The organism is Ruegeria sp. HKCCA5463 (assembly GCF_013034175.1).
Taxonomy (GTDB): Bacteria; Pseudomonadota; Alphaproteobacteria; order Rhodobacterales; family Rhodobacteraceae; genus Ruegeria.
Window position 1 is genome coordinate 111582 of record NZ_WQFL01000008.1, and the last position, 19941, is coordinate 131522.

Sequence of the window (19941 nt, forward strand, 5' to 3'; positions counted from 1 at the left end):
ATCCCGTGATCACAAATGTTGAAAATCTTCGCTAAAAACCTATCGAGCATCAAAAAACCCTTTAAACTTGCCCGCTAGACACCCCTATAACGATTAAACGCAGTCAGACGGGACAGTTTCGATGAACATTCACGAATATCAGGCCAAAGCCCTCCTTCGCAGCTATGGCGCACCGGTGTCCGATGGTCGCGCCGTGTTGCGCGCCGAAGAAGCCAAAACCGCAGCAGGTGAGCTGGACGGCCCGCTCTGGGTTGTCAAAGCACAGATCCACGCGGGTGGTCGCGGCAAGGGTTCGTTCAAAGAGGCCGACGCCGGTGAAAAAGGCGGTGTTCGTCTGACCAAATCGGTTGAAGAAGCCGCCGAAGAAGCCAAAAAGATGCTGGGCCGTACACTGGTCACGCATCAGACCGGTCCGGCAGGCAAGCAGGTCAACCGCATCTATATCGAAGCAGGCTCGGGCATCGAGCGCGAACTGTACCTGGCCCTGCTGGTAGATCGTCAGACCAGCCGCATTTCTTTCGTCTGTTCGACCGAGGGCGGTATGGACATCGAAGAGGTGGCCGCCGCAACGCCCGAGAAAATCCTGTCCTTCTCGGTCGATCCGGCCACCGGTTACATGCCGTATCACGGTCGCCGCATCGCCTTCTCGCTGGGTCTGGAAGGCCCGCAAGTCAAGCAATGCGTCAAACTGATGGGTCAGCTCTATCAAGCCTTCGTCGAGAAGGACATGGAGATGCTGGAGATCAACCCGCTGATCGTTTCCGACAGCGGCGATCTCAAGGTGCTGGACGCCAAGGTCGGCTTTGACGGCAACGCGGTCTACCGCCACCCCGACATCGCCGAGCTGCGCGACACGACCGAGGAAGACCCCAAGGAGCTGGAAGCCAGCAAATACGACCTGAATTACATCGCGCTGGATGGTGAGATCGGCTGCATGGTCAATGGCGCCGGTCTGGCGATGGCGACGATGGACATCATCAAGCTGTATGGGGCCGAGCCTGCCAACTTCCTCGACGTGGGTGGCGGTGCGACCAAAGAGAAAGTGACTGAGGCGTTCAAGATCATCACCTCAGACCCGCAGGTCAAAGGCATTCTGGTCAACATCTTCGGCGGCATCATGCGCTGTGACGTCATCGCCGAGGGTGTCGTGGCCGCGGTGAAAGAGGTCGGCCTGAAAGTCCCGCTGGTCGTGCGTCTGGAAGGCACGAATGTCGAAAAAGGCAAAGAGATCATCAACACCTCTGGCCTCGACGTGATCGCGGCGGACAACCTGAAAGACGGTGCCGAAAAGATCGTGAAAGCGGTCAAGGGTTAAGCTTGTTCAAGTGGGGCTGGCCTCGGGCCCGCCCCATCGCGGCTAAAACCAAGCTGAAAAGCATTGCCGCGCAAGGCCGAAAGAAGCAATCGATCTGATGACCATCCCAATCTTCCTCATAGGCTTGGAACGCGCCACAGGGCGGGCGCGTTTGATGGAGCAGGAGCTGCAAAAGGCAGGCCTGTCGGCGACGCGCGTCAATGCTGTTGATTGCGACGCCGCCACCCGTGAGGATTTCCTGCGCGACTGTCGGGCCGAAGGGCCGTGGGGCTATTTCCATACCAAGGACATGGCCTGCACCCTCAGCCATGCCAAAGCATGGGAGGCGCTGATCGCCTCGGGCGCGGAACAGGCGTTGATCCTTGAGGATGATGTGTTTCTGACACCGGAACTGGCAGACTGGCTGAATGATGCCTCATGGTGGCCCGCAGATGCCGATATCGTCCGGTTCGAACGCTGGCGCAGCACGAAGCTTTACGTGGCACTTGGACGCAAGCGGTTGTCCCATTTGGGGCGGGAACTGCGCCTGATGCGCTCGCGCCATCCCGGTGGTGCAGCTTATGCTCTGACACGCGAAGCGGCCCGGCACTTCCTGGCCCAGAAACCCTTTGACATTACGCTGGATGGTTTGTTGTTCAACCCTTCCGCCTCGCCGGCGGCGCGCCAGATCAACACCTATCAGGTGATCCCGGCCATGGTCGAACAGGGCAACGAAGCGCCCGGCGAATACAATTTGGGTGCGCCGCGCGCGCGGCCAACAGGCTGGCCCCTGATCCGGCAAAAAGTAAGGCGTGGCATCGCTGAAATCAGCAGCGGCCTGCGCACGGCGGCCAACCTGGCCCTGGGACGTGCCACGCTCGAGAAAATTACCTATGCGCCGCAGGTTCTGCCGGCGACCGAACCCAATCAATCCAACACCGCCTAGAGAAAGGGACAAAATGGCAGTCCTCATCGACGAAAACACCAAAGTGATCTGTCAGGGCTTTACCGGCTCGCAGGGTACATTCCACAGCGAACAGGCCATTGCCTATGGCACCAAGATGGTCGGCGGCGTCACCCCCGGCAAAGGCGGGATGGAGCATCTGGGCCTGCCCGTGTTCAACTCGGTCCACGAGGCCAAGCACGTGACCGAAGCCAATGCCAGCGTGATCTATGTGCCGCCGCCGTTTGCTGCGGATTCGATCCTCGAAGCGATTGATGCCGAGATGGAAGTGATCGTCTGCATCACCGAAGGCATCCCGGTGCTGGACATGATGAAGGTGAAGCGCGCGCTGGAAGGCAGCAAATCCCGCCTGATCGGCCCAAACTGCCCCGGTGTGATTACACCCGACGCCTGCAAGATCGGCATCATGCCCGGCCATATCCACAAGCGCGGCTCGGTCGGCGTTGTGTCCCGCTCGGGCACCCTGACCTATGAGGCCGTCAAGCAGACCACCGATGTGGGTCTGGGCCAGTCCACCTGCGTGGGTATCGGCGGCGACCCGATCAAAGGCACCGAGCATATCGATGTGCTGGAATGGTTCCTGGCCGATGACGAGACCGAGTCGATCATCATGATCGGTGAGATCGGTGGCTCGGCCGAGGAAGAAGCCGCGCAGTTCCTGGCGGATGAGGCCAAGAAGGGCCGCAAGAAGCCGACCGCCGGTTTCATCGCAGGCCGCACAGCCCCTCCGGGCCGCCGTATGGGCCACGCAGGCGCGATTGTCGCCGGTGGCAAAGGAGGCGCCGAAGACAAGATCGAAGCCATGCGCTCGGCCGGTATCGTCGTGGCCGAAAGCCCGGCGCAGCTGGGTGAGGCTGTGCTGGAAGCGATTGGGTAAGCTGTGACTTGGGGCGGGAAATTTCTGTTTGGCCTTGTGGCTGCCATCTTGGCGGCCACAACCGTCCCTGCGGCTGCGAATGAAAAAAACTTTGCATCGGAAACCATCGCCGCCTGCCAGTCGACCACTGATTTGGCAAGTTTGACCGACACCCTCACAAAACACGGCTGGAGCGTTAGCGCGCCAGCGGATCTCGATGACCGCGCGATACGATCATATGCGGCGACTTTTTTGTATAATCATCTTGGTTTCGGGGACGTTCCGGACCCCCGAATTGCGAGTACATGGGAGCAAGCAATCAAGAATGCGGCCGGTGTACGCAATCTAAAGCAGATCGAAACCTCGCAAAAGAAAGATCGTTGGTTTGTTCGGGAGCAATCCGGTAGCATCTTACGTGTCGACAGTTTCGAGCATGAAGTCCACGGTCGCTTATCCTGCCTGCTCGCGCTCAAAGATGAAGACTCTCCATTTACATTTCAGCAATTGCTGGGAGACAATGGGCGGGATCCACAAACGCTTCCACCTGTCTACCATCTTCGCCCGCAATCATCCGAGGGCAACGGACTCAAACGAAGTCTTAAAGGGGCCATCCTGAACACAGAGCGTATTTCAACAGTGTCAGAATCTCACATCGATGTCGCAACTGTTTACTCAACGTTCACCTCAAAACACATGGAGAAGTCAGAATGACCTTCTCTGACGCGATCCGTACCTGTTTCTCCAAGTTCTTCACCTTCTCGGGTCGTGCCTCGCGCCCCGAATACTGGTTCTTTTTCCTGTTCATCGTGATCTGGAACATCATCGCCGGGATCATCGACTGGCAGTTCTTCACGCAGGTCGCGATCACGGAAAGCGATGAGATCAAAGCCGTCACCGCAACATCCAGCCAACCGGTGCAGAGCATCGTCGGCCTGATCGTGTTCTTCCCGCATCTGGCCGTTGCGTGGCGGCGGATGCACGATACCGGGCGCAGTGGGCTGTACGCTCTGCTGCCGATCCTGCTGATCCTTGGGGCCTTTGCCGTCCTGATCTTTGGTATCGGGATCGCCTCGAGTTTTCAGCATGGCGGAACGCTCGACATTTTGTTTACCCGCGCAACATTGCTGATCGTCATCCCGACACTTATCGTTCTGGTGGTGTCGCCCCTCCTGGTGCTGTGGTGGCTGACCCGCCCCAGCCAGCCAGGCACCAATCAATACGGTCCCAACCCACATGAGGTAGCCCAATGACCGAACACTCGCCCAATACTGCCTTTCACGCCTCGAGCTTCATGCAGGGGCACAACGCCGAATATCTGGAACAGCTTTATGCGCAGTACACCAAGAACCCCGGTGCGGTAGACGCTGCCTGGGTCGAGTTCTTCAAAGCCATGGGTGACGCCGCGCCTGATGTGCAGCGCGAAGCCGAAGGGCCTTCGTGGGCGCGCACGGACTGGCCGCCCATGCCAGCGGATGATCTGACCGGTGCGTTGACCGGCGAGTGGGCCGAGATTGACGCCAAGGCCGCAGGCAAGAAAATCAAGGAAAAGGCCGCCGACAAAGGTGTCGAAGTCAGCGATGACCAGATCAAGCGCGCGGTGCTGGACAGTCTGCGGGCGCTGATGCTGATCCGGGCCTACCGGATCCGGGGTCATCTGGCCGCCAACCTTGACCCCCTTGGCATGCGCGCGGCCAGCAATCATCCGGAACTGGATCCCAAAACCTACGGCTTCACCGATGCCGATATGGATCGCCCGATCTTTATCGACAACGTTCTGGGACTTCAGGTCGCCTCGATGCGGCAGATCGTCGAGATCGTTAAACGGACCTATTGCGGCACTTTTGCGCTGCAATACATGCATATCTCGAACCCGGAAGAGGCCGCTTGGCTGAAAGAGCGCATTGAGGGCTATGGCAAGGAAATCCAATTCACCAAGGAAGGCCGCAAAGCCATCCTGAACAAGATGGTCGAGGCCGAAGGCTTTGAGAAATTCCTGCACGTCAAGTACATGGGCACCAAGCGCTTTGGTCTCGATGGCGGTGAGGCGCTTATTCCGGCGATGGAGCAGATCATCAAGCGTGGCGGCGCGCTCGGCCTCAGTGATATCGTGATCGGGATGCCGCACCGGGGCCGTTTGAACATTCTGGCCAATGTGATGGGCAAACCGTACCGCGCCATTTTCAACGAATTCCAGGGCGGCAGTTTCAAACCCGAAGACGTGGATGGTTCGGGCGACGTGAAATACCACCTCGGTGCTTCAAGCGATCGCGAGTTCGACGGCAACAGCGTGCACCTGTCGTTGACGGCGAACCCGTCGCATCTTGAGGCGGTGAACCCTGTGGTTCTGGGCAAGGTCCGCGCCAAGCAGGATCAGTTGGGCGACACGGACCGCACCAAGGTCATGGCCATTCTGCTGCACGGCGATGCAGCCTTTGCCGGTCAGGGCGTCGTGGCCGAAGGCTTTGGCCTGAGCGGTCTGCGCGGGCATCGCACCGGTGGGACAATGCATATCGTGGTGAACAACCAGATCGGCTTTACCACCGCGCCGCATTTTTCACGCTCCAGCCCATATCCGACGGATATCGCGCTGATGGTCGAGGCGCCGATCTTCCACGTGAACGGGGATGACCCCGAGGCGGTTGTTCATGCAGCCAAGGTGGCGACCGAGTTCCGCCAGAAATTCCACAAGGACGTGGTTCTGGATATCTTCTGTTATCGCCGGTTTGGTCACAACGAGGGCGACGAGCCCATGTTCACCAACCCGATCATGTACAAGAAGATCAAGACGCATAAGACCACGCTGTCCTTGTATACGGAACGCTTGGTCAAGGATGGCCTGATCCCCGAGGGTGAGATCGAGGATATGAAGGCGGCCTTCCAGGCTCATCTGAACGACGAATTCGAGGCCGGTAAGGACTATAAACCCAACAAGGCCGATTGGCTGGATGGGCGCTGGTCGCATCTTGACAAGAACAAAGACGAATACATGCGCGGCGAGACGGCGATCACGCCGGAAACCATGGCCGAAATCGGCGATGCCCTTACCCGCGCACCAAGCGGATTTGCCATGCACAAGACGGTTGGTCGTCTGCTTGAGCACAAGAAACAGATGTTTGAAACCGGTAAAGGCTTTGACTGGGCCACTGGTGAGGCGTTGGCTTTCGGATCCTTGCTGACCGAGGGCTACCCGGTACGCCTTGCAGGGCAGGACGCCACGCGCGGCACCTTCAGCCAACGCCATTCCGGATTCGTTCATCAGGAAACTGAAGAACGGTATTACCCGCTGAACAACATTCGCGCAGGTCAGTCGCATTACGAAGTGATCGACTCGATGCTGTCCGAATATGCAGTGCTCGGCTTCGAATACGGATACTCGCTGGCCGAACCAAATGCGCTGGTCCTGTGGGAAGCCCAGTTCGGGGACTTCGCCAACGGCGCGCAGATCATGTTCGACCAATTCATCAGTTCGGGTGAATCGAAATGGCTGCGGATGTCCGGCCTGGTCTGTCTGCTGCCGCATGGGTTCGAAGGGCAAGGCCCCGAACATTCGTCGGCAAGGCTGGAGCGGTTCCTGCAAATGTGCGGTCAGGACAACTGGATCGTGGCGAACTGCACGACGCCTGCGAACTATTTCCACATCCTGCGCCGCCAACTGCACCGGACATTCCGCAAGCCGCTGATCCTGGTGACACCGAAATCACTGCTGCGCCACAAGCTGGCAGTCAGCACCGCCGAGGATTTCACCTCCGGATCCAGCTTCCACCGGGTACTGTGGGATGATGCCCAGAAGGGCAATTCCGACACCAAGCTGGTGGCGGATAACAAGATCAAACGCGTGGTGATGTGTTCCGGTAAAGTCTATTTCGACCTGCTGGAGGAACGCGATGCTCGCGGCATCGACGACATTTATCTGATGCGGATCGAACAATTCTATCCTTTCCCGGCACATTCTCTGATCAACGAGCTTGAACGGTTCAAGAATGCCGAAATGGTCTGGTGTCAGGAAGAGCCGAAGAACCAAGGTGCGTGGACCTTTATTGAACCCAATATCGAATGGGTTCTTTCCCGGATCGGCGCGAAACATACCCGTCCGGCTTATGTCGGTCGCGCAACCTCGGCCTCGCCCGCGACGGGCCTGGCCAGCCAACACAAAGCCCAACAAGAAGCGCTGGTTAACGAAGCGCTGAGCCTCGAAGGAAAATAAGCGATGACGATTGAAGTTCGTGTTCCCACGCTTGGCGAGTCGGTCACCGAAGCCACTGTTGCAACATGGTTCAAAAAGCCCGGTGATGCAGTCGCCGTGGATGAGATGCTGTGTGAGCTGGAGACTGACAAGGTGACGGTCGAAGTGCCCTCTCCCTCATCCGGCGTGATGGGTGAGATTGTGGCCGCCGAAGGCGACACGGTTGGTGTAGATGCTCTGCTGGCGACGATTGCTGCCGGTGAAGGTGCAGCCGCGCCTGCCCCGACAACAGCCGCAGCAACCCCCGAGGCCGCACCCTCTGCATCGGGCGGGTCGGTTGACGTGATGGTGCCCACGCTTGGCGAATCCGTGACAGAGGCGACTGTTTCGACCTGGTTCAAGCAAGTCGGCGACAGCGTCGCGCAGGACGAGATGCTGTGTGAGTTGGAAACCGACAAAGTCTCGGTCGAGGTACCCGCCCCGGCTGCGGGTGTTCTGGCGGAAATCGTCGCGCCGGAAGGTGCAACCGTTGATGCAACCGCAAAGCTGGCAGTCATCTCGGGCGCGGCCGCAGGCGCAGCCCCTGCACCGGCAGCTGCTGCTGCGGCTCCTGCTGCGGCAAGCACCGGCAAGGATGTTGCAAATGCGCCGTCTGCCGAAAAGGCGATGGCCGAAGCCGGGTTGTCAGCCGACCAGGTCACCGGCACCGGTCGCGATGGTCGCATCATGAAGGAAGATGTAGCCAAGGCGGTCGCGGCTGCTTCGGCCCCCGCACCTGCGGCGGCTGCGCCGGCGCCCGTTGCTCAGGTTCCGCGCGCACCGGTTGCTGCTGAAGATGAAGCCCGCGAAGAGCGTGTACGGATGACCCGTCTGCGTCAGACCATCGCCAAGCGCCTGAAGGATGCGCAGAACACCGCCGCGATCCTGACCACCTATAACGAGGTGGACATGACCGAGGTCATGGCCCTGCGCAATCAGTACAAAGACCAGTTCGAGAAGAAGCACGGTGTGCGCCTAGGCTTCATGTCCTTCTTCACCAAGGCCTGCTGCCATGCCCTGAAAGAAGTGCCCGAGGTCAATGCCGAGATCGATGGCACCGACATCGTCTACAAGAACTTCGTTCACATGGGCGTTGCTGCCGGCACGCCGCAGGGTCTGGTGGTTCCGGTCATTCGCGACGCGGACAGCATGTCCTTTGCAGCCATTGAAAAAGCCATCGCCGAAAAGGGCAAGCGCGCCCGCGATGGCAAACTTTCGATGGCCGAGATGCAGGGCGGTACCTTCACAATCTCGAACGGTGGTGTTTACGGCTCGCTGATGTCCTCGCCGATCCTGAACCCACCGCAGTCGGGCATTCTGGGCATGCACAAGATCCAGGAACGGCCGATGGTCATCAATGGCGAGATCAAGATCCGCCCGATGATGTATCTGGCGCTGTCCTATGACCACCGCATTGTTGACGGCAAGGGCGCGGTAACCTTCCTGGTTCGCGTGAAAGAGGCGCTTGAAGATCCGCGCCGCCTGCTGATGGATCTTTAACCATGGCGACACATGTACTCTGGCAGGCCGATGTGGCCGATTTCGACGCCTGGCTGAAAGTGTTCCGCGAGGACAAGCCGATGCGCAAGGCCGCGGGTATCCGCGACCTGCATGTCTGGCGCGATCCCGATCAGAAGGACCATGCGATCGCGATGTTCGAGGTGATCAACCTGGACAAGGCCAAGGCATTTTTCGGATCCGAGGAATTGGCAATGCACCATGAACGAGGCGGCATTGCGCATATCTCGATCAAGCTGCTGGAACCTGTTTGACAATAGATATTCCCGACCCGCCAGATCGGGTCGGAAAAGCGCCGGATCGTCCGGTCGGTTTAGGAGAATGTAATGGCAAACTATGACGTCATCGTAATCGGCGCCGGACCCGGCGGCTATGTCTGCGCGATCCGCTGCGCTCAACTGGGCTTGAAAACCGCTGTAGTCGAGGGGCGCGAAACGCTGGGTGGCACTTGCCTGAACGTGGGCTGCATCCCGTCAAAAGCTCTGCTGCATGCCTCGCACCAGCTTCATGAAGCCGAACACAACTTTGCCAAGATGGGCCTGAAGGGCAAAAGCCCTTCGGTCGATTGGAAACAGATGCAGATCTATAAAGATGAGGTGATCGAGGGCAACACCAAGGGCATCGAGTTTCTGTTCAAGAAGAACAAGATCGACTGGCTGAAAGGCTGGGGCTCGATCCCTGCGGCCGGCAAGGTTCAGGTTGGCGATGAAATCCATGAAACCAAGAACATCATCATTGCGTCAGGCTCCGAACCGTCCTCGCTGCCCGGTGTCGAAGTGGATGAGAAAGTCGTTGTGACCTCAACCGGCGCGCTGTCTCTGGGCAAGATCCCGAAGAAAATGGTGGTGATTGGCGCGGGTGTGATTGGGCTGGAACTGGGTTCGGTGTACAGCCGCCTGGGTGCCGAGGTGACGGTGATCGAGTTCCTCAAGGAAATCACGCCGGGCATGGACCCGGAAGTACAGAAGACATTCCAGCGTATCCTCAAAAAACAGGGGCTGAATTTCATCATGGGTGCCGCGGTGCAGAAAACCGAAGCAACCAAGACCAAGGCCAAAGTGACATACAAGCTGCTCAAGGACGACAGCGAGCATGTGATCGACGCCGATACCGTGCTGGTGGCCACCGGGCGCAAACCTTATTCCGATGGTCTGGGGCTGGACGCTCTGGGCGTCGAGATGACCCCGCGCGGCCAGATCAAGGTGGGTGCGGACTGGCAAACCAACGTACCGGGGATCTATGCCATCGGTGACGTGATCGAAGGCCCGATGCTGGCGCACAAGGCCGAAGATGAAGGCATGGCCGCCGCGGAACAGGTTGCGGGCAAGCATGGCCATGTAAACTATGGTGTCATTCCGGGTGTGATCTATACGTGGCCCGAGGTCGCCAATGTCGGTGAAACCGAGGCGACGCTCAAAGAACAAGGCCGTGCCTACAAGGTCGGCAAGTTCATGTTCATGGGCAACGGCCGCGCCAAAGCCAACTTTGCCTCTGACGGGTTCGTCAAGATCCTGGCCGACAAGGAAACCGACCGTATCCTGGGCTGCCACATCATCGGCCCCGCAGCAGGCGATCTGATCCATGAGGTCTGCGTGGCGATGGAATTCGGCGCATCCGCCGAGGATCTGGCCCTGACCTGCCACGCGCACCCGACCTATTCCGAGGCTGTGCGCGAGGCCGCACTGGCTTGCGGCGATGGTCCGATCCACAGTTAGGCAGGTCGGGCTCCGCCCGTTTGACGCGTGAAAGGTCCACCGGACCTTTCATCGGCTGCGCCGAACCACGTCAAACCCTGCCACGCGCATCCGACCTATTCCGAGGCTGTACGCGAGGCCGCACTGGCTTGCGGCGACGGCCCGATCCCCAGCTGACAACCTTGATCCCGACAGCGATCAGCCTGTCGGGGTCAACCAGGCATCCAGATAGGTCTCCAACCTGTCGGTGAATGTCGTCGCGGAATGCAACGCGCAGAATCTTAGTGACATGGCCTGAATGGCAAAGGCCTGCACACCTTCGGCCAATAACTCGGGTGGCACATCCTTGCGGACCTCTGCATGTTCGAGCCACAGCATCACGACGCGGAAGTATCGCTCAAAACAATAGGCCACCGGTCCTATTTCGGCGACAGCCGTCGCACCGGAATACCTGATCAACAGATCGAATACATATCGCTCGGACGTCATGAAACTGTGAACCGGTTCCAGCGCAGTGACGATTTCTGCAACAGTTTTGGGTGGTGTTCCAGCCTCGGCCTGATCCAGACAGGCGTTCAGCTTGTCTGCGATCAAAATTTCCATCAGCGCATCCTTGTCGTGAAAATGCGCGAAAAAAGTGCCCTTCGCGACCCCTGCGGCCTTTACGACTTCTTCCACCCGTAACGCTTCATATCCGCCATTGCGGATGACCTCTTCAGCGGCCGAGAGAAGCTTGGCGCGGGTCTTGATCGTACGTTTCTGAATTGTCTTTTGCATACGGCTCAATCGCATAATTTCTGACCGTGGTCAAATTTTTTATTGACCGTGGTCACTTTTTGATTCTATAAATTGACCACGGTCACTTTTTCAGGAGATACCCGATGCAAACGAAAAAGATTCTCATCCTTGACGGACACCCCGCAGAAAGCAGCCTGTCACGCACATTTGCCGAAACATACAGAGACGCGGCCCGCAAAAACGGGCACGATGTACGGCTGGTTCATCTGAGCGATCTGCAGTTCGATTTTGATTTCGGTCAGGGCAATTATCACGACTTCAAACCGCTTGAGCCGGTTCTGGAACAAGTGCTTCAGGACTTTGAGTGGAGCGACCATCTGGTACTGACCACCCCCATGTGGTGGGGCGGCCTTCCAGCCAAACTCAAAGGACTGATCGATCGAATGTTCATTCCGGGGCGAACCTTTGACACACGGAACACCACCAAAATCGGGTTTCCGGCCCCGATGCTGACAGGGCGCACCGCGCGCGTCATCCTGACGTCAGACACGCCGGGATGGTTCATGCGCCTGATATACCGGCAGGCGCTAATCCGTCAGGTACGGGACCAGATTCTTGGGTTCGTCGGCTTCAAACCAACCCGTTTCACCTATTTTTCCGGTGCAAGCTATCCCAAGCCCGGCAGCGTAGATCGCTGGGTGGAAAAAGTATCCAGGATCGGGGCCGCTGCGGTTTGAACCACAGCCGACACCCACATCTACCACATCGTTTTTGCGGCGCGTGCAGGCCATTCCTCGTCATATTGCGCGCCGCCTTCCACACCGTCTGTTGCCTCGGACAGAAGCTGACCGATCGTGGGAAGATTGCCGCTTTCATCACCGCTTGACCAGATGCGCGCCCGGATCAGAGCACGGGCACATTGGCTGTATATCTCGGCGATTTCAACGACGATAACGGTCGCTGGGCGTTTGCCGGCCTTCTCGAATTGATGCCGCAGGGTCTCATCCGCCGTTACCCGCGCCAACCCGTTCACCCGAACGACGTTGTTGGACCCCGGAACAAGGAACATCAGCGAAACACGTGGATCGCGCACGATATTGCGCAAACTGTCCAGACGGTTGTTGCCGCGCCAGTCCGGCAGAGCCAGCGTATTCGCATCCAGGTCTTTAACCACCGGGCCATCATCGCCCCGAGGGCTGCCATCCACACCTTCAGGGCCGACTGTGCTGAGCACACAGAGGCGCGATGCAAGGATCCACTTTCGATAGAGAGGCGTCAGTTGATGAACGACCTTTCGCAAGGACGGAGCACCGGGCCGACCATACAAAGCTTCAAGCGTTTCAATGTCACGAATGTGCTCCATCCGGATCAAACCCCACTTCCCGCATCAACTCGTTGGAACGTGTTTCTATCACATCTTCCAGCCGGGCAAGGAATTCGTCCCGGCCAACACCCGGCTCGATTGGGTCGAGGAAATCGACGATCGCAAGGCCCGGTTTGCGCATGACACCCGTTCGGGGCCAGAAAACGCCAGCATTCGTCGCGACCGGAACGCAGGGAAAGCCGAGCCCTTCGTAAAGAACGGCTGTTCCAACCTTGTAAGGTTTCTTCGCACCGGGCGCCACACGTGTCCCTTGCGGGTAGATCACAAGCTGCCCGGGTTCCGAAAACTCTTTCGATACATCCTTGACCATCTTGGTCACGGCAGCACCGCGCTTGCCGCGATTGACCGGAATACAGCCAAGTCGCCGCGCATACATTCCAATGACGGGAGTAAACAAAAGCTCACGCTTCATGATGAACTTGCCGTGCGGAATGGCATCAAAAATGATGATGATATCAAGAAACGACTGGTGTTTTGCGGCTATGACCACCTCATTCGTTGGGACCGTACCCCGCACTTCACACCGAATGTCAACCATCCAACGAGCCAGCCACATGGTGCTGCGCGCGTAGGTCTTGCACGCCCTCAGGGCGCCAGCCTTGGAAAACAGTGCATAGGGCAGAAAGACAATGCCAAGGATCAGCATCCAGGCGTAGATCACGATCATGAAGATCAATGACCGAACCCATTGAACAGCCATCAACATCAGGAAAGCTCCTTCAATTTGCGTCGGGCCGCAGCCCAGGTGGCAAAAAACGCGACCATGGCACCAAGGATCGGAATAAGAACCGGCAACGCCCAGTCTTTGCCCTGAAAGCCGACGCCAGCCAGAAAACCACCCGATTCCGAGGCTTCGGGCAGCATCAGAACACCGGTCATGCCCAGCAATGTACCGACCGATGCCCCAAAGAATGCGCGATATGTAAACCGCCTTACGAATGCGCCCGCTATGAACCCATCGCGTGCACCGACCAGGCGCAGCACTTCGATGATCTGGGCATTTGCGGCAAGCGACGCGTTGGCGGCAAGGGTAATCATGGCAGCGGTCGCACCTCCGATCAGCAGGATCGAAATCCACCCCAGACGACGCAGGGACATCGCCGCATCAACCAAAGGCTCCCGCCACCGCGTATGATCATCCAGCACGGCGCCCGGCACTTCGGCCCCCAGTCGCAAACGCAACCCAGCCACGTCGATGCCCGGTTCGGTTTCAATGATCTCGATAAGCTGCGGCACGGGCAGCGTATCCAGCGGCAGATCCGGCCCGAACCACGGGGCAAGCAACGCCGCCTGCTCTTCCTGCGTCAAAGCACGGGCCGAGGCCACGCCAGGCGTCTGGCCCAGAACGGTCAGCGCGGCCTCGGTCTGGGCTGCGCGCTGTTCCGCGGGGGCGTTGATGCGCAGGGTTGCGGCGCCGGCCAGTTCCGAGGCCCAGCGATCCGCAATGCGCCCCGACGCCAGAGACAGGGCCAGGGCGAATACCGCAAGAAACGCCATCGCACCCGCGACAAAAAGGGTCAGGTGCGCCGTGTATCCCGTTGGGGGAACAACCCGGTCTGCCCGTTTGTCACCGCGCAACAGATTTCTGAGGTCAGGACTGATCATAGATCCGCCCCCGCCAGTTGCAGCTTGCGCTGCGAAATACGCAAGACACGGGCCTGTACCTGGCTTTTGGCCGCGCGGATCAGGCTCAGATCGTGGGTGGCGATCAGGACGGTTTTGCCCATCCGGTTCAGTTCGATCAGAAGACGCAGCAGCCGTTGCGACATTTCCCAGTCAACATTGCCTGTCGGCTCATCCGCCAAAACCACGTCAGGCGACAATATGACGGCGCGGGCCAGAGCGGCCCTTTGCCGCTCGCCGCCGGACAGTTCAGGCGGGAGCGCTTCAAGCCTGGCGCCAAGACCCACCCAGCTGAGCAGCTCGGTCAGGTTTTCCTGCTCGGATGTTTCCGAACGCCCGGACACCATCAGCGGCAAAGCGACGTTTTCTGCAAGCGTCATGTGGTCAAGGAACTGACAATCCTGATGCACGACACCAACGCGGCGACGCAATACGGCCAGCTGGTCGCGATCAAGCGTTGAAATATCCTGGTCAAACACGCTCAACCGCCCCGAGCTCGGCAGCAGGGCACCATAGCACAGTTTGAGCAACGTGGTCTTGCCCGCCCCGGAAGGCCCGGTCAGAAAGTGAAACGAACCCGGCTGCAATTGTACCGAGACATCACTCAGCAATTCACCGCCACCATAGGTGTAGCTGACATTTTCCAGCTCGATCACACGTGCCCCCGTTATTTGCCGCTCTTCTTGCCCGAGCATGGTGATGGTTTCAATGGCTCTACCGAGTCCAATTGGTGACACTTGACCTGCGAAACCGAAAACGCTCTTTGCTGTTGGGTCTTAACCGAATATCATTCCTGAAAAAACTATTATCGGCCCTTCGCCCGGCCGAGGAGGCAGCATGCGTCTTACATGTCCGAATTGCAGCGCGCAGTACGAGGTTCCTGACGAGGTCATCCCCGAGGAAGGCCGCGACGTACAGTGTTCCAACTGCGATCAGACCTGGTTCCAAGCGAAGCACCCTGCCGAAGCCGCAGAGGCACCGGACGAAAAAGCGGAAACCCCTGAACAGGATGACGCATCGCCCGACGTGGTCGACGCTCCGCAGGACGTTGAACCGGAACCTGTTGAAGAAGCGGTATCCGAAGACAAGCCAGAAGTTGATGAACCCGCCGCGCCCACCGGGAATGTCGATCCGTCCGTCGCCAGCATTCTGAGAGAGGAAGCTGCCCGCGAAGCGGAATTGCGGGCGCAGGAAGGCAGCAGCCTCGAAAGCCAGCCCGATCTGGGGCTGGATACGCCGCCAGAACCCAAGGTGCGCCCCAAGCGGCCTTCGGCTTCGGAAACCGCTGTCGATGCCGGGCAGAAAGACGCGCTGCCGGATGTCGAAGCCATCAATTCGACCATGCGATCAGATGAGCCGGAAGAGGTCCCGCAGCCACCCCGTAAATCGGGCGGATTCCTACGCGGCTTCGCGTTGATGCTGATCATCGGCGTGGTTCTGTATTTGATCTATGGAAATGCCCAACAGATCAGCGAAGCAGTCCCTCAGGCCGACCCGTTGCTGAGCTCATACGTGTCGCTTGTGGATCAGGCGCGTATCTGGCTTGAGGCACAGGCTGGATCCGGTGCCCAGAACTGAGGTCTAGAACCGCTCCAACAAACGTTTCAGGTATTCCAGCTCGATCTGGGGGCGGTCCGATTCCCCGGTTCTGCGCCGGATTTCATCCAGCAGTTCCCGCGCCCGGCGATACACGTCTTCGCCTTGCAGCAAATTCTCATCTGTTGAAATCGAACCGGCGGCACCGGGGTTGCGGCCCAGCGGATCGCGGTTGTTGGCTTGCATGTCGCCATCCTGCGTTCCCTGACCCGGCTGATTCTGCTGGTTCTGCGCCATCGCCTCACCCAGCGAACGCATCCCTTCGCGCAGGGCTTCCATCGCCTCGGATTGCCGGTCGATGGCTTCGGCCAGATCATCCCCACGCAGGGCCTGTTCCGCCTCGTCCATGGCGCGCCCGGCCCGATCCAGCGCCTCGCGCGCGGCGTCGCCTTCGGGCGTACCGGCACCGGGCAACCCCTGTTGCTGGCGGCTCAACTCATCTCTCAGCGCCTGCTGCCGATCCGCAAGTGTGCCTTGACCCTGCTGGCCTTCGCCAGCCTGATCCGAGCCTTCCCCCTGACCGCCCTGACCTTCGTGGCTTTGCCCCCGGCCTTGCCCGCCATTGCGTCCCTCATTGCCCTGGCTTTCACCGGATTGAGCGCCCGGGTTGAACTGTTCCTGCAAATCACGGAAGGCCTGATCGCTCAGACCTTGTTGCTCGCGCAGAGTTTCCGCAAGACCTTCCATGGCCTGCTGACCTTCGGACTGCTGCCCACCGCTCTGGCCCTGAGTCACACGCATGTTTTCCATCATCTGCTGGAACTCTTCCAGCGCCTGCTGGGCTTCAGCCATTCGGCCCTGTTCCATGAGCTCCTGAATGCGGTCCATCATGCGTTGCAGATCATCCTGCGTCATTTGCAGGGACTCGCCGTTCTGGCCCTGCTGACGCTCGCCATCTTCGCCGTTTGGCTGGGCCAACCGTTGCAGTTGTTGGAGGTAATCCTGCGTCGCTTCGCGCAATTCCTGCATCAGTTCCGCGATTTCCTCGTCGCTGGCGCCGTTCTTCATTGCTTCGGTCAGACGTTCCTGCGCGCGCCGCATCCGTTCCAGCGCATCCGCAAGCGTGCCGTCCTCGATCAACACGGCAAGATCCCAGAGGGCCTGGGCGATCTCTGCCTGCTGTTCGGGTTTCAGCCCGTATTGATCAAAGGTCTCTAGCCGCCGCAGCACGACCCTCAGACGCAAATAGGCAGTTTCCGAACGAAACAGATCCTCTGGCAGATGAGATACAGCCCGCAGCAGTTGCGCGATCCGAGGCGCATTGGACCGCGACCACAGCAGATCGCGCCGTTGTTCAATCACCGCTGCGGCCAGCGGATCAAAAAACCGACGGGCCGGAAGGTCGGTCACATAAGGTTCGGAAGACGATTGCTGATCCGCCGCGTCCGTGGCCATCAAAGTAATCCGGACCGGCAAATGCGCCCACGGGTGTTGCGAGAAGTCCTCGATCAGATCTTCTGCAAAATCCGCGCGATCGCCGGTGATCGGCATAGGCAGTTCAACTGCGATCGCTTCGCGTGGCTCGGGCTCTGCTGCCAGACCATAGCGGCGCTCAACGGCAGCCAGATCCAGTTCGATCAAGGCAGAGCCTGCAACCACACCATAGTCATCTCCTGCGACGAATGGCAGCTTCATCTGCCCGCCCGCTTCGGCCTCAGCCGATCCAGCCACGGCTATCTGTGGTGCCGTGTCGTCAATAATCTCAACGGCCCATTCCCGCCCCGCTGGCCCGTCGATGCGCAACTGGCCAGAACGTTCTGCCACGAACTCCTGCTCGGGGTCGGTCGCCGCCTCGGCCCCCAGGGCCGAGCTGTTTTCCGTCAGGCTATGTGCCCCAACCTCACCATACAGCCGCAAGGTAACGCGGCTGCCTTTGGGAACGGCAAGCTCTGCATCCGTTTGGTCCGCAAGATACAGCGTTGGAAGGCCCGTATAGCGCGGGGGTTCGACCCATCCTTCCCAAGTCGGCCCTTGCCCGGCGGCGGCAGTGCCCGGGGCCATGTCCGCCACAGACCCCACGCGCCACAATGAGCCGAAAACCAGCGCCACGACAAAAGCCAGCAACGCCGCGTAGCGCAGTGCATAAGGATCTCGCGATGCCAGCCGAAGATCTGGTTTCACGGCCTCGGCCGTTGCGACCCGTTGCGCCATCCGGTCTTTGTGGGCTTGCCACAGCGCCACGGAATCCCGATCGGCCGCACCGATAGCCTGATCATCCATCAAGGCCTGAATTGGGCGTCCCGGCAAGGTCTCATCCAGCCGCACCAAAACGTCGGCGCGCGAGGGCAACTTGAGACCCCTCAGGCCAAGCACCGCGGCCGTCAACAACAACCCCAGGGACAGCGCGCCAACTGCCCAGACGATTTCCACGGAAACAACATCTTGAAGCCCCAGCATCAATGCCGCAAGCAGAACAAGTGCAATCGAGAATGCCGGCCAGAACGCGCGCAACACCTGTTCAGCCACCATGCCGACATGGGTCAGCCAAACGGACAGGCGCGGAATGGGCAGGTTTGAACGGTCGGACAAGACGGGCCTCCGGGGTTAGGCCCGCGCGGTCATCGCGTCAAAGCCATGAAGGTATGGTATCGCGGTTTATGATTTCGTCAAAGCTTGGTCGTTCACGAATGACTGCAAATTGATCACCATTGACCAGAACCTCGGGGATCAGCGGGCGGGTATTGTACTCGCTGGCCATCACCGCGCCATAGGCACCCGCGCTGCGGAAGGCGATCAGGTCACCCGATTTCAGCGGCGGCATGCTGCGTTGTTTGGCAAAAGTGTCACCGGATTCGCAAACCGGGCCCACGATGTCATAGGCTTGCTGCTCCACGCCTGCCGCCGGTTCCTGCACCGCGACGATATCATGATGCGCCTCATACATCGCCGGGCGGATCAGATCATTCATGGCGCCGTCGACAATCAGGAAATCACGGCCTTCGCCCGACTTCACATAGATCACTTTGCTGACCATCAGCCCCGCATTGCCTGCGATCAGGCGGCCCGGCTCGATCTCGATCTCACAGCCCAGATGGCCCAGTGTTTTCTTGATCAACGCGCCATATTCCACCGGCAGCGGCGGCGCGTCATTCGAGCGGGTATAGGGGATGCCCAATCCACCGCCCAGGTCAAGACGGCGGATGTTGTGGCCTTCAGCCCGCAACTGCTCGGTCAGTTCGGCCACTTTCGTATAGGCCAGCTCGAATGGCTCGAGTTCCGTAAGCTGCGAGCCGATATGGACGTCGATGCCGATCACCTCCAGCCCCGGCAGGCTGGCCGCATGCGCATAGACGTCCGAGGCGCGGGATATCGGAATTCCAAATTTGTTCTCGGACTTGCCGGTCGCGATCTTGGCATGGGTCTTGGCATCCACATCCGGATTCACCCGGACCGTGATCGGAGCAACCACACCTAATTCCAGTGCAACGGCATTGATCACTTCCATCTCGGGCTCGGATTCGACGTTGAACTGACGGATGCCGCCGGTCAGCGCGGTACGAATCTCATCCGCCGTTTTGCCCACGCCAGAGAACACGATCTTGTCGCCCGGAACGCCCGCTGCCTTGGCGCGCAGGTATTCCCCGCCCGAGACCACGTCCATCCCCGCGCCCGCCTGTGCCAGAGTTTTCAGGATCGCCTGATTGCTGGCCGCTTTCATCGCATAGCAGACAAGGTGGTCCGTGCCGTCAAGCGCATCGTCGAACAGCTGGAAATGCCGCAGCAAGGTCGCGGTGGAGTAGACATAGAACGGCGTTCCGACCGCGGCAGCGATTTCGGAGACAGGGACATCCTCGGCGAAAAGCGCGCCGTCGCGGTAGAGAAAATGATCCATGTCTGCGCGCTTAGACCAGAAGATGGCTTCGAATCAATGGATTCCGAACCCATCGACCAAGTTTAATTTCGGGTCGAAACTCCAACCCGGCCATAGCCCGAGATCGAAACTCCGGTGCCCGATTGCTTGGGCTCTGCCGCAGGTTCCGGGCGTCTTGCCGATGTAGGTTCGCAAGCCGTCAAAGCCGCAAATACCAGAATCAGTCCTAGTGTTCTCATTT

20 protein-coding genes are annotated in these 19941 nt (G+C 59.2%); 12 read left to right on the forward strand and 8 right to left on the reverse strand.

The window, feature by feature from the left end:
* Positions 1-121 precede the first annotated feature (121 nt).
* From sucC to GOW09_RS22810, 10 genes are all read left to right on the forward strand, one after another.
* On the forward strand, positions 122-1315 hold the full coding sequence (sucC, locus tag GOW09_RS16770; RefSeq protein WP_152456830.1) for an ADP-forming succinate--CoA ligase subunit beta: 1194 nt from the start codon (positions 122-124) through the stop codon (positions 1313-1315).
* A 97-nt stretch (positions 1316-1412) separates the two neighbouring features.
* Entirely contained in the window at positions 1413-2240 is an 828-nt protein-coding gene (locus GOW09_RS16775) for a glycosyltransferase family 25 protein (RefSeq protein ID WP_171119701.1), read from the forward strand.
* A gap of 13 nt (positions 2241-2253) precedes the next feature.
* The gene (gene sucD, locus GOW09_RS16780; RefSeq protein ID WP_152456828.1) at positions 2254-3135 is read left to right on the forward strand and encodes a succinate--CoA ligase subunit alpha; all 882 of its coding nucleotides are present in this window, start codon (positions 2254-2256) and stop codon (positions 3133-3135) included.
* 48 nt (positions 3136-3183) lie between these two features.
* Positions 3184-3825 (forward strand): hypothetical protein, encoded by a 642-nt coding sequence (locus GOW09_RS16785; RefSeq protein WP_171119702.1) that lies wholly within the window; start codon positions 3184-3186, stop codon positions 3823-3825.
* On the forward strand, positions 3822-4364 hold the full coding sequence (locus GOW09_RS16790) for a DUF805 domain-containing protein (protein WP_171119703.1): 543 nt from the start codon (positions 3822-3824) through the stop codon (positions 4362-4364). Before GOW09_RS16785 ends, GOW09_RS16790 begins: the two co-directional genes overlap by 4 nt.
* The gene (locus tag GOW09_RS16795) at positions 4361-7318 is read left to right on the forward strand and encodes a 2-oxoglutarate dehydrogenase E1 component (protein ID WP_171119704.1); all 2958 of its coding nucleotides are present in this window, start codon (positions 4361-4363) and stop codon (positions 7316-7318) included. The genes GOW09_RS16790 and GOW09_RS16795 overlap by 4 nt, the downstream gene beginning before the upstream one ends.
* Before the next feature lie 3 nt (positions 7319-7321).
* Entirely contained in the window at positions 7322-8836 is a 1515-nt protein-coding gene (gene odhB / locus GOW09_RS16800; protein ID WP_171119705.1) for a 2-oxoglutarate dehydrogenase complex dihydrolipoyllysine-residue succinyltransferase, read from the forward strand.
* Between the two features lie 2 nt (positions 8837-8838).
* Positions 8839-9108 carry a hypothetical protein gene (locus GOW09_RS16805; RefSeq protein ID WP_152456823.1) on the forward strand — a complete coding sequence of 90 codons (270 nt, stop codon included), beginning with the start codon at positions 8839-8841 and terminating at the stop codon, positions 9106-9108.
* A 72-nt stretch (positions 9109-9180) separates the two neighbouring features.
* Positions 9181-10569: a dihydrolipoyl dehydrogenase gene (gene lpdA / locus GOW09_RS16810; protein WP_171119706.1), complete on the forward strand. Its 1389-nt coding sequence runs from the start codon at positions 9181-9183 to the stop codon at positions 10567-10569.
* 27 nt (positions 10570-10596) lie between these two features.
* Positions 10597-10725 carry a hypothetical protein gene (locus GOW09_RS22810; RefSeq protein ID WP_256367778.1) on the forward strand — a complete coding sequence of 43 codons (129 nt, stop codon included), beginning with the start codon at positions 10597-10599 and terminating at the stop codon, positions 10723-10725.
* Positions 10726-10746: 21 nt separating this feature from the next.
* Here GOW09_RS22810 and GOW09_RS16815 read toward each other — a convergent pair whose 3' ends face one another.
* A complete protein-coding gene (locus tag GOW09_RS16815) occupies positions 10747-11325 on the reverse strand; it encodes a TetR/AcrR family transcriptional regulator (protein ID WP_171119707.1) in 579 nt (192 codons plus the stop codon).
* 104 nt (positions 11326-11429) lie between these two features.
* On the opposite strand from GOW09_RS16815, the gene GOW09_RS16820 reads away from it, so the two are divergent.
* Positions 11430-12023, forward strand: coding sequence for an NAD(P)H-dependent oxidoreductase (locus GOW09_RS16820; protein WP_171119708.1), 594 nt, complete (start codon positions 11430-11432; stop codon positions 12021-12023).
* A 20-nt stretch (positions 12024-12043) separates the two neighbouring features.
* On the opposite strand, the gene GOW09_RS16825 is transcribed toward GOW09_RS16820, so the two are convergent.
* From GOW09_RS16825 to GOW09_RS16840, 4 genes are read right to left on the reverse strand one after another with little or no spacing between them, the layout of a single operon-like run.
* Positions 12044-12649: a pyridoxamine 5'-phosphate oxidase family protein gene (locus tag GOW09_RS16825; protein WP_171119709.1), complete on the reverse strand. Its 606-nt coding sequence runs from the start codon at positions 12647-12649 to the stop codon at positions 12044-12046.
* Entirely contained in the window at positions 12633-13376 is a 744-nt protein-coding gene (locus GOW09_RS16830; RefSeq protein WP_171119710.1) for a 1-acyl-sn-glycerol-3-phosphate acyltransferase, read from the reverse strand. Before GOW09_RS16830 ends, GOW09_RS16825 begins: the two co-directional genes overlap by 17 nt.
* A complete protein-coding gene (locus tag GOW09_RS16835) occupies positions 13376-14275 on the reverse strand; it encodes an ABC transporter permease (protein WP_152456817.1) in 900 nt (299 codons plus the stop codon). Before GOW09_RS16835 ends, GOW09_RS16830 begins: the two co-directional genes overlap by 1 nt.
* On the reverse strand, positions 14272-14949 hold the full coding sequence (locus GOW09_RS16840) for a cell division ATP-binding protein FtsE (RefSeq protein ID WP_152456816.1): 678 nt from the start codon (positions 14947-14949) through the stop codon (positions 14272-14274). The genes GOW09_RS16835 and GOW09_RS16840 overlap by 4 nt, the downstream gene beginning before the upstream one ends.
* Before the next feature lie 181 nt (positions 14950-15130).
* Between GOW09_RS16840 and GOW09_RS16845 the strand changes: the two genes are divergently transcribed.
* Positions 15131-15871, forward strand: a complete 741-nt coding sequence (locus tag GOW09_RS16845; protein ID WP_171119711.1) for a zinc-ribbon domain-containing protein — start codon at positions 15131-15133, stop codon at positions 15869-15871.
* A gap of 3 nt (positions 15872-15874) precedes the next feature.
* On the opposite strand, the gene GOW09_RS16850 is transcribed toward GOW09_RS16845, so the two are convergent.
* The 3 genes from GOW09_RS16850 to GOW09_RS16860 all read right to left on the reverse strand — a co-directional run bounded on the left by GOW09_RS16850 (position 15875) and on the right by GOW09_RS16860 (position 19939).
* On the reverse strand, positions 15875-18418 hold the full coding sequence (locus GOW09_RS16850) for a TIGR02302 family protein (protein WP_371808057.1): 2544 nt from the start codon (positions 18416-18418) through the stop codon (positions 15875-15877).
* 37 nt (positions 18419-18455) lie between these two features.
* Positions 18456-19721, reverse strand: a complete 1266-nt coding sequence (gene lysA / locus GOW09_RS16855) for a diaminopimelate decarboxylase (RefSeq protein WP_171119712.1) — start codon at positions 19719-19721, stop codon at positions 18456-18458.
* A 62-nt stretch (positions 19722-19783) separates the two neighbouring features.
* A complete protein-coding gene (locus tag GOW09_RS16860; protein WP_171119713.1) occupies positions 19784-19939 on the reverse strand; it encodes a hypothetical protein in 156 nt (51 codons plus the stop codon).
* Positions 19940-19941: the final 2 nt, after the last annotated feature.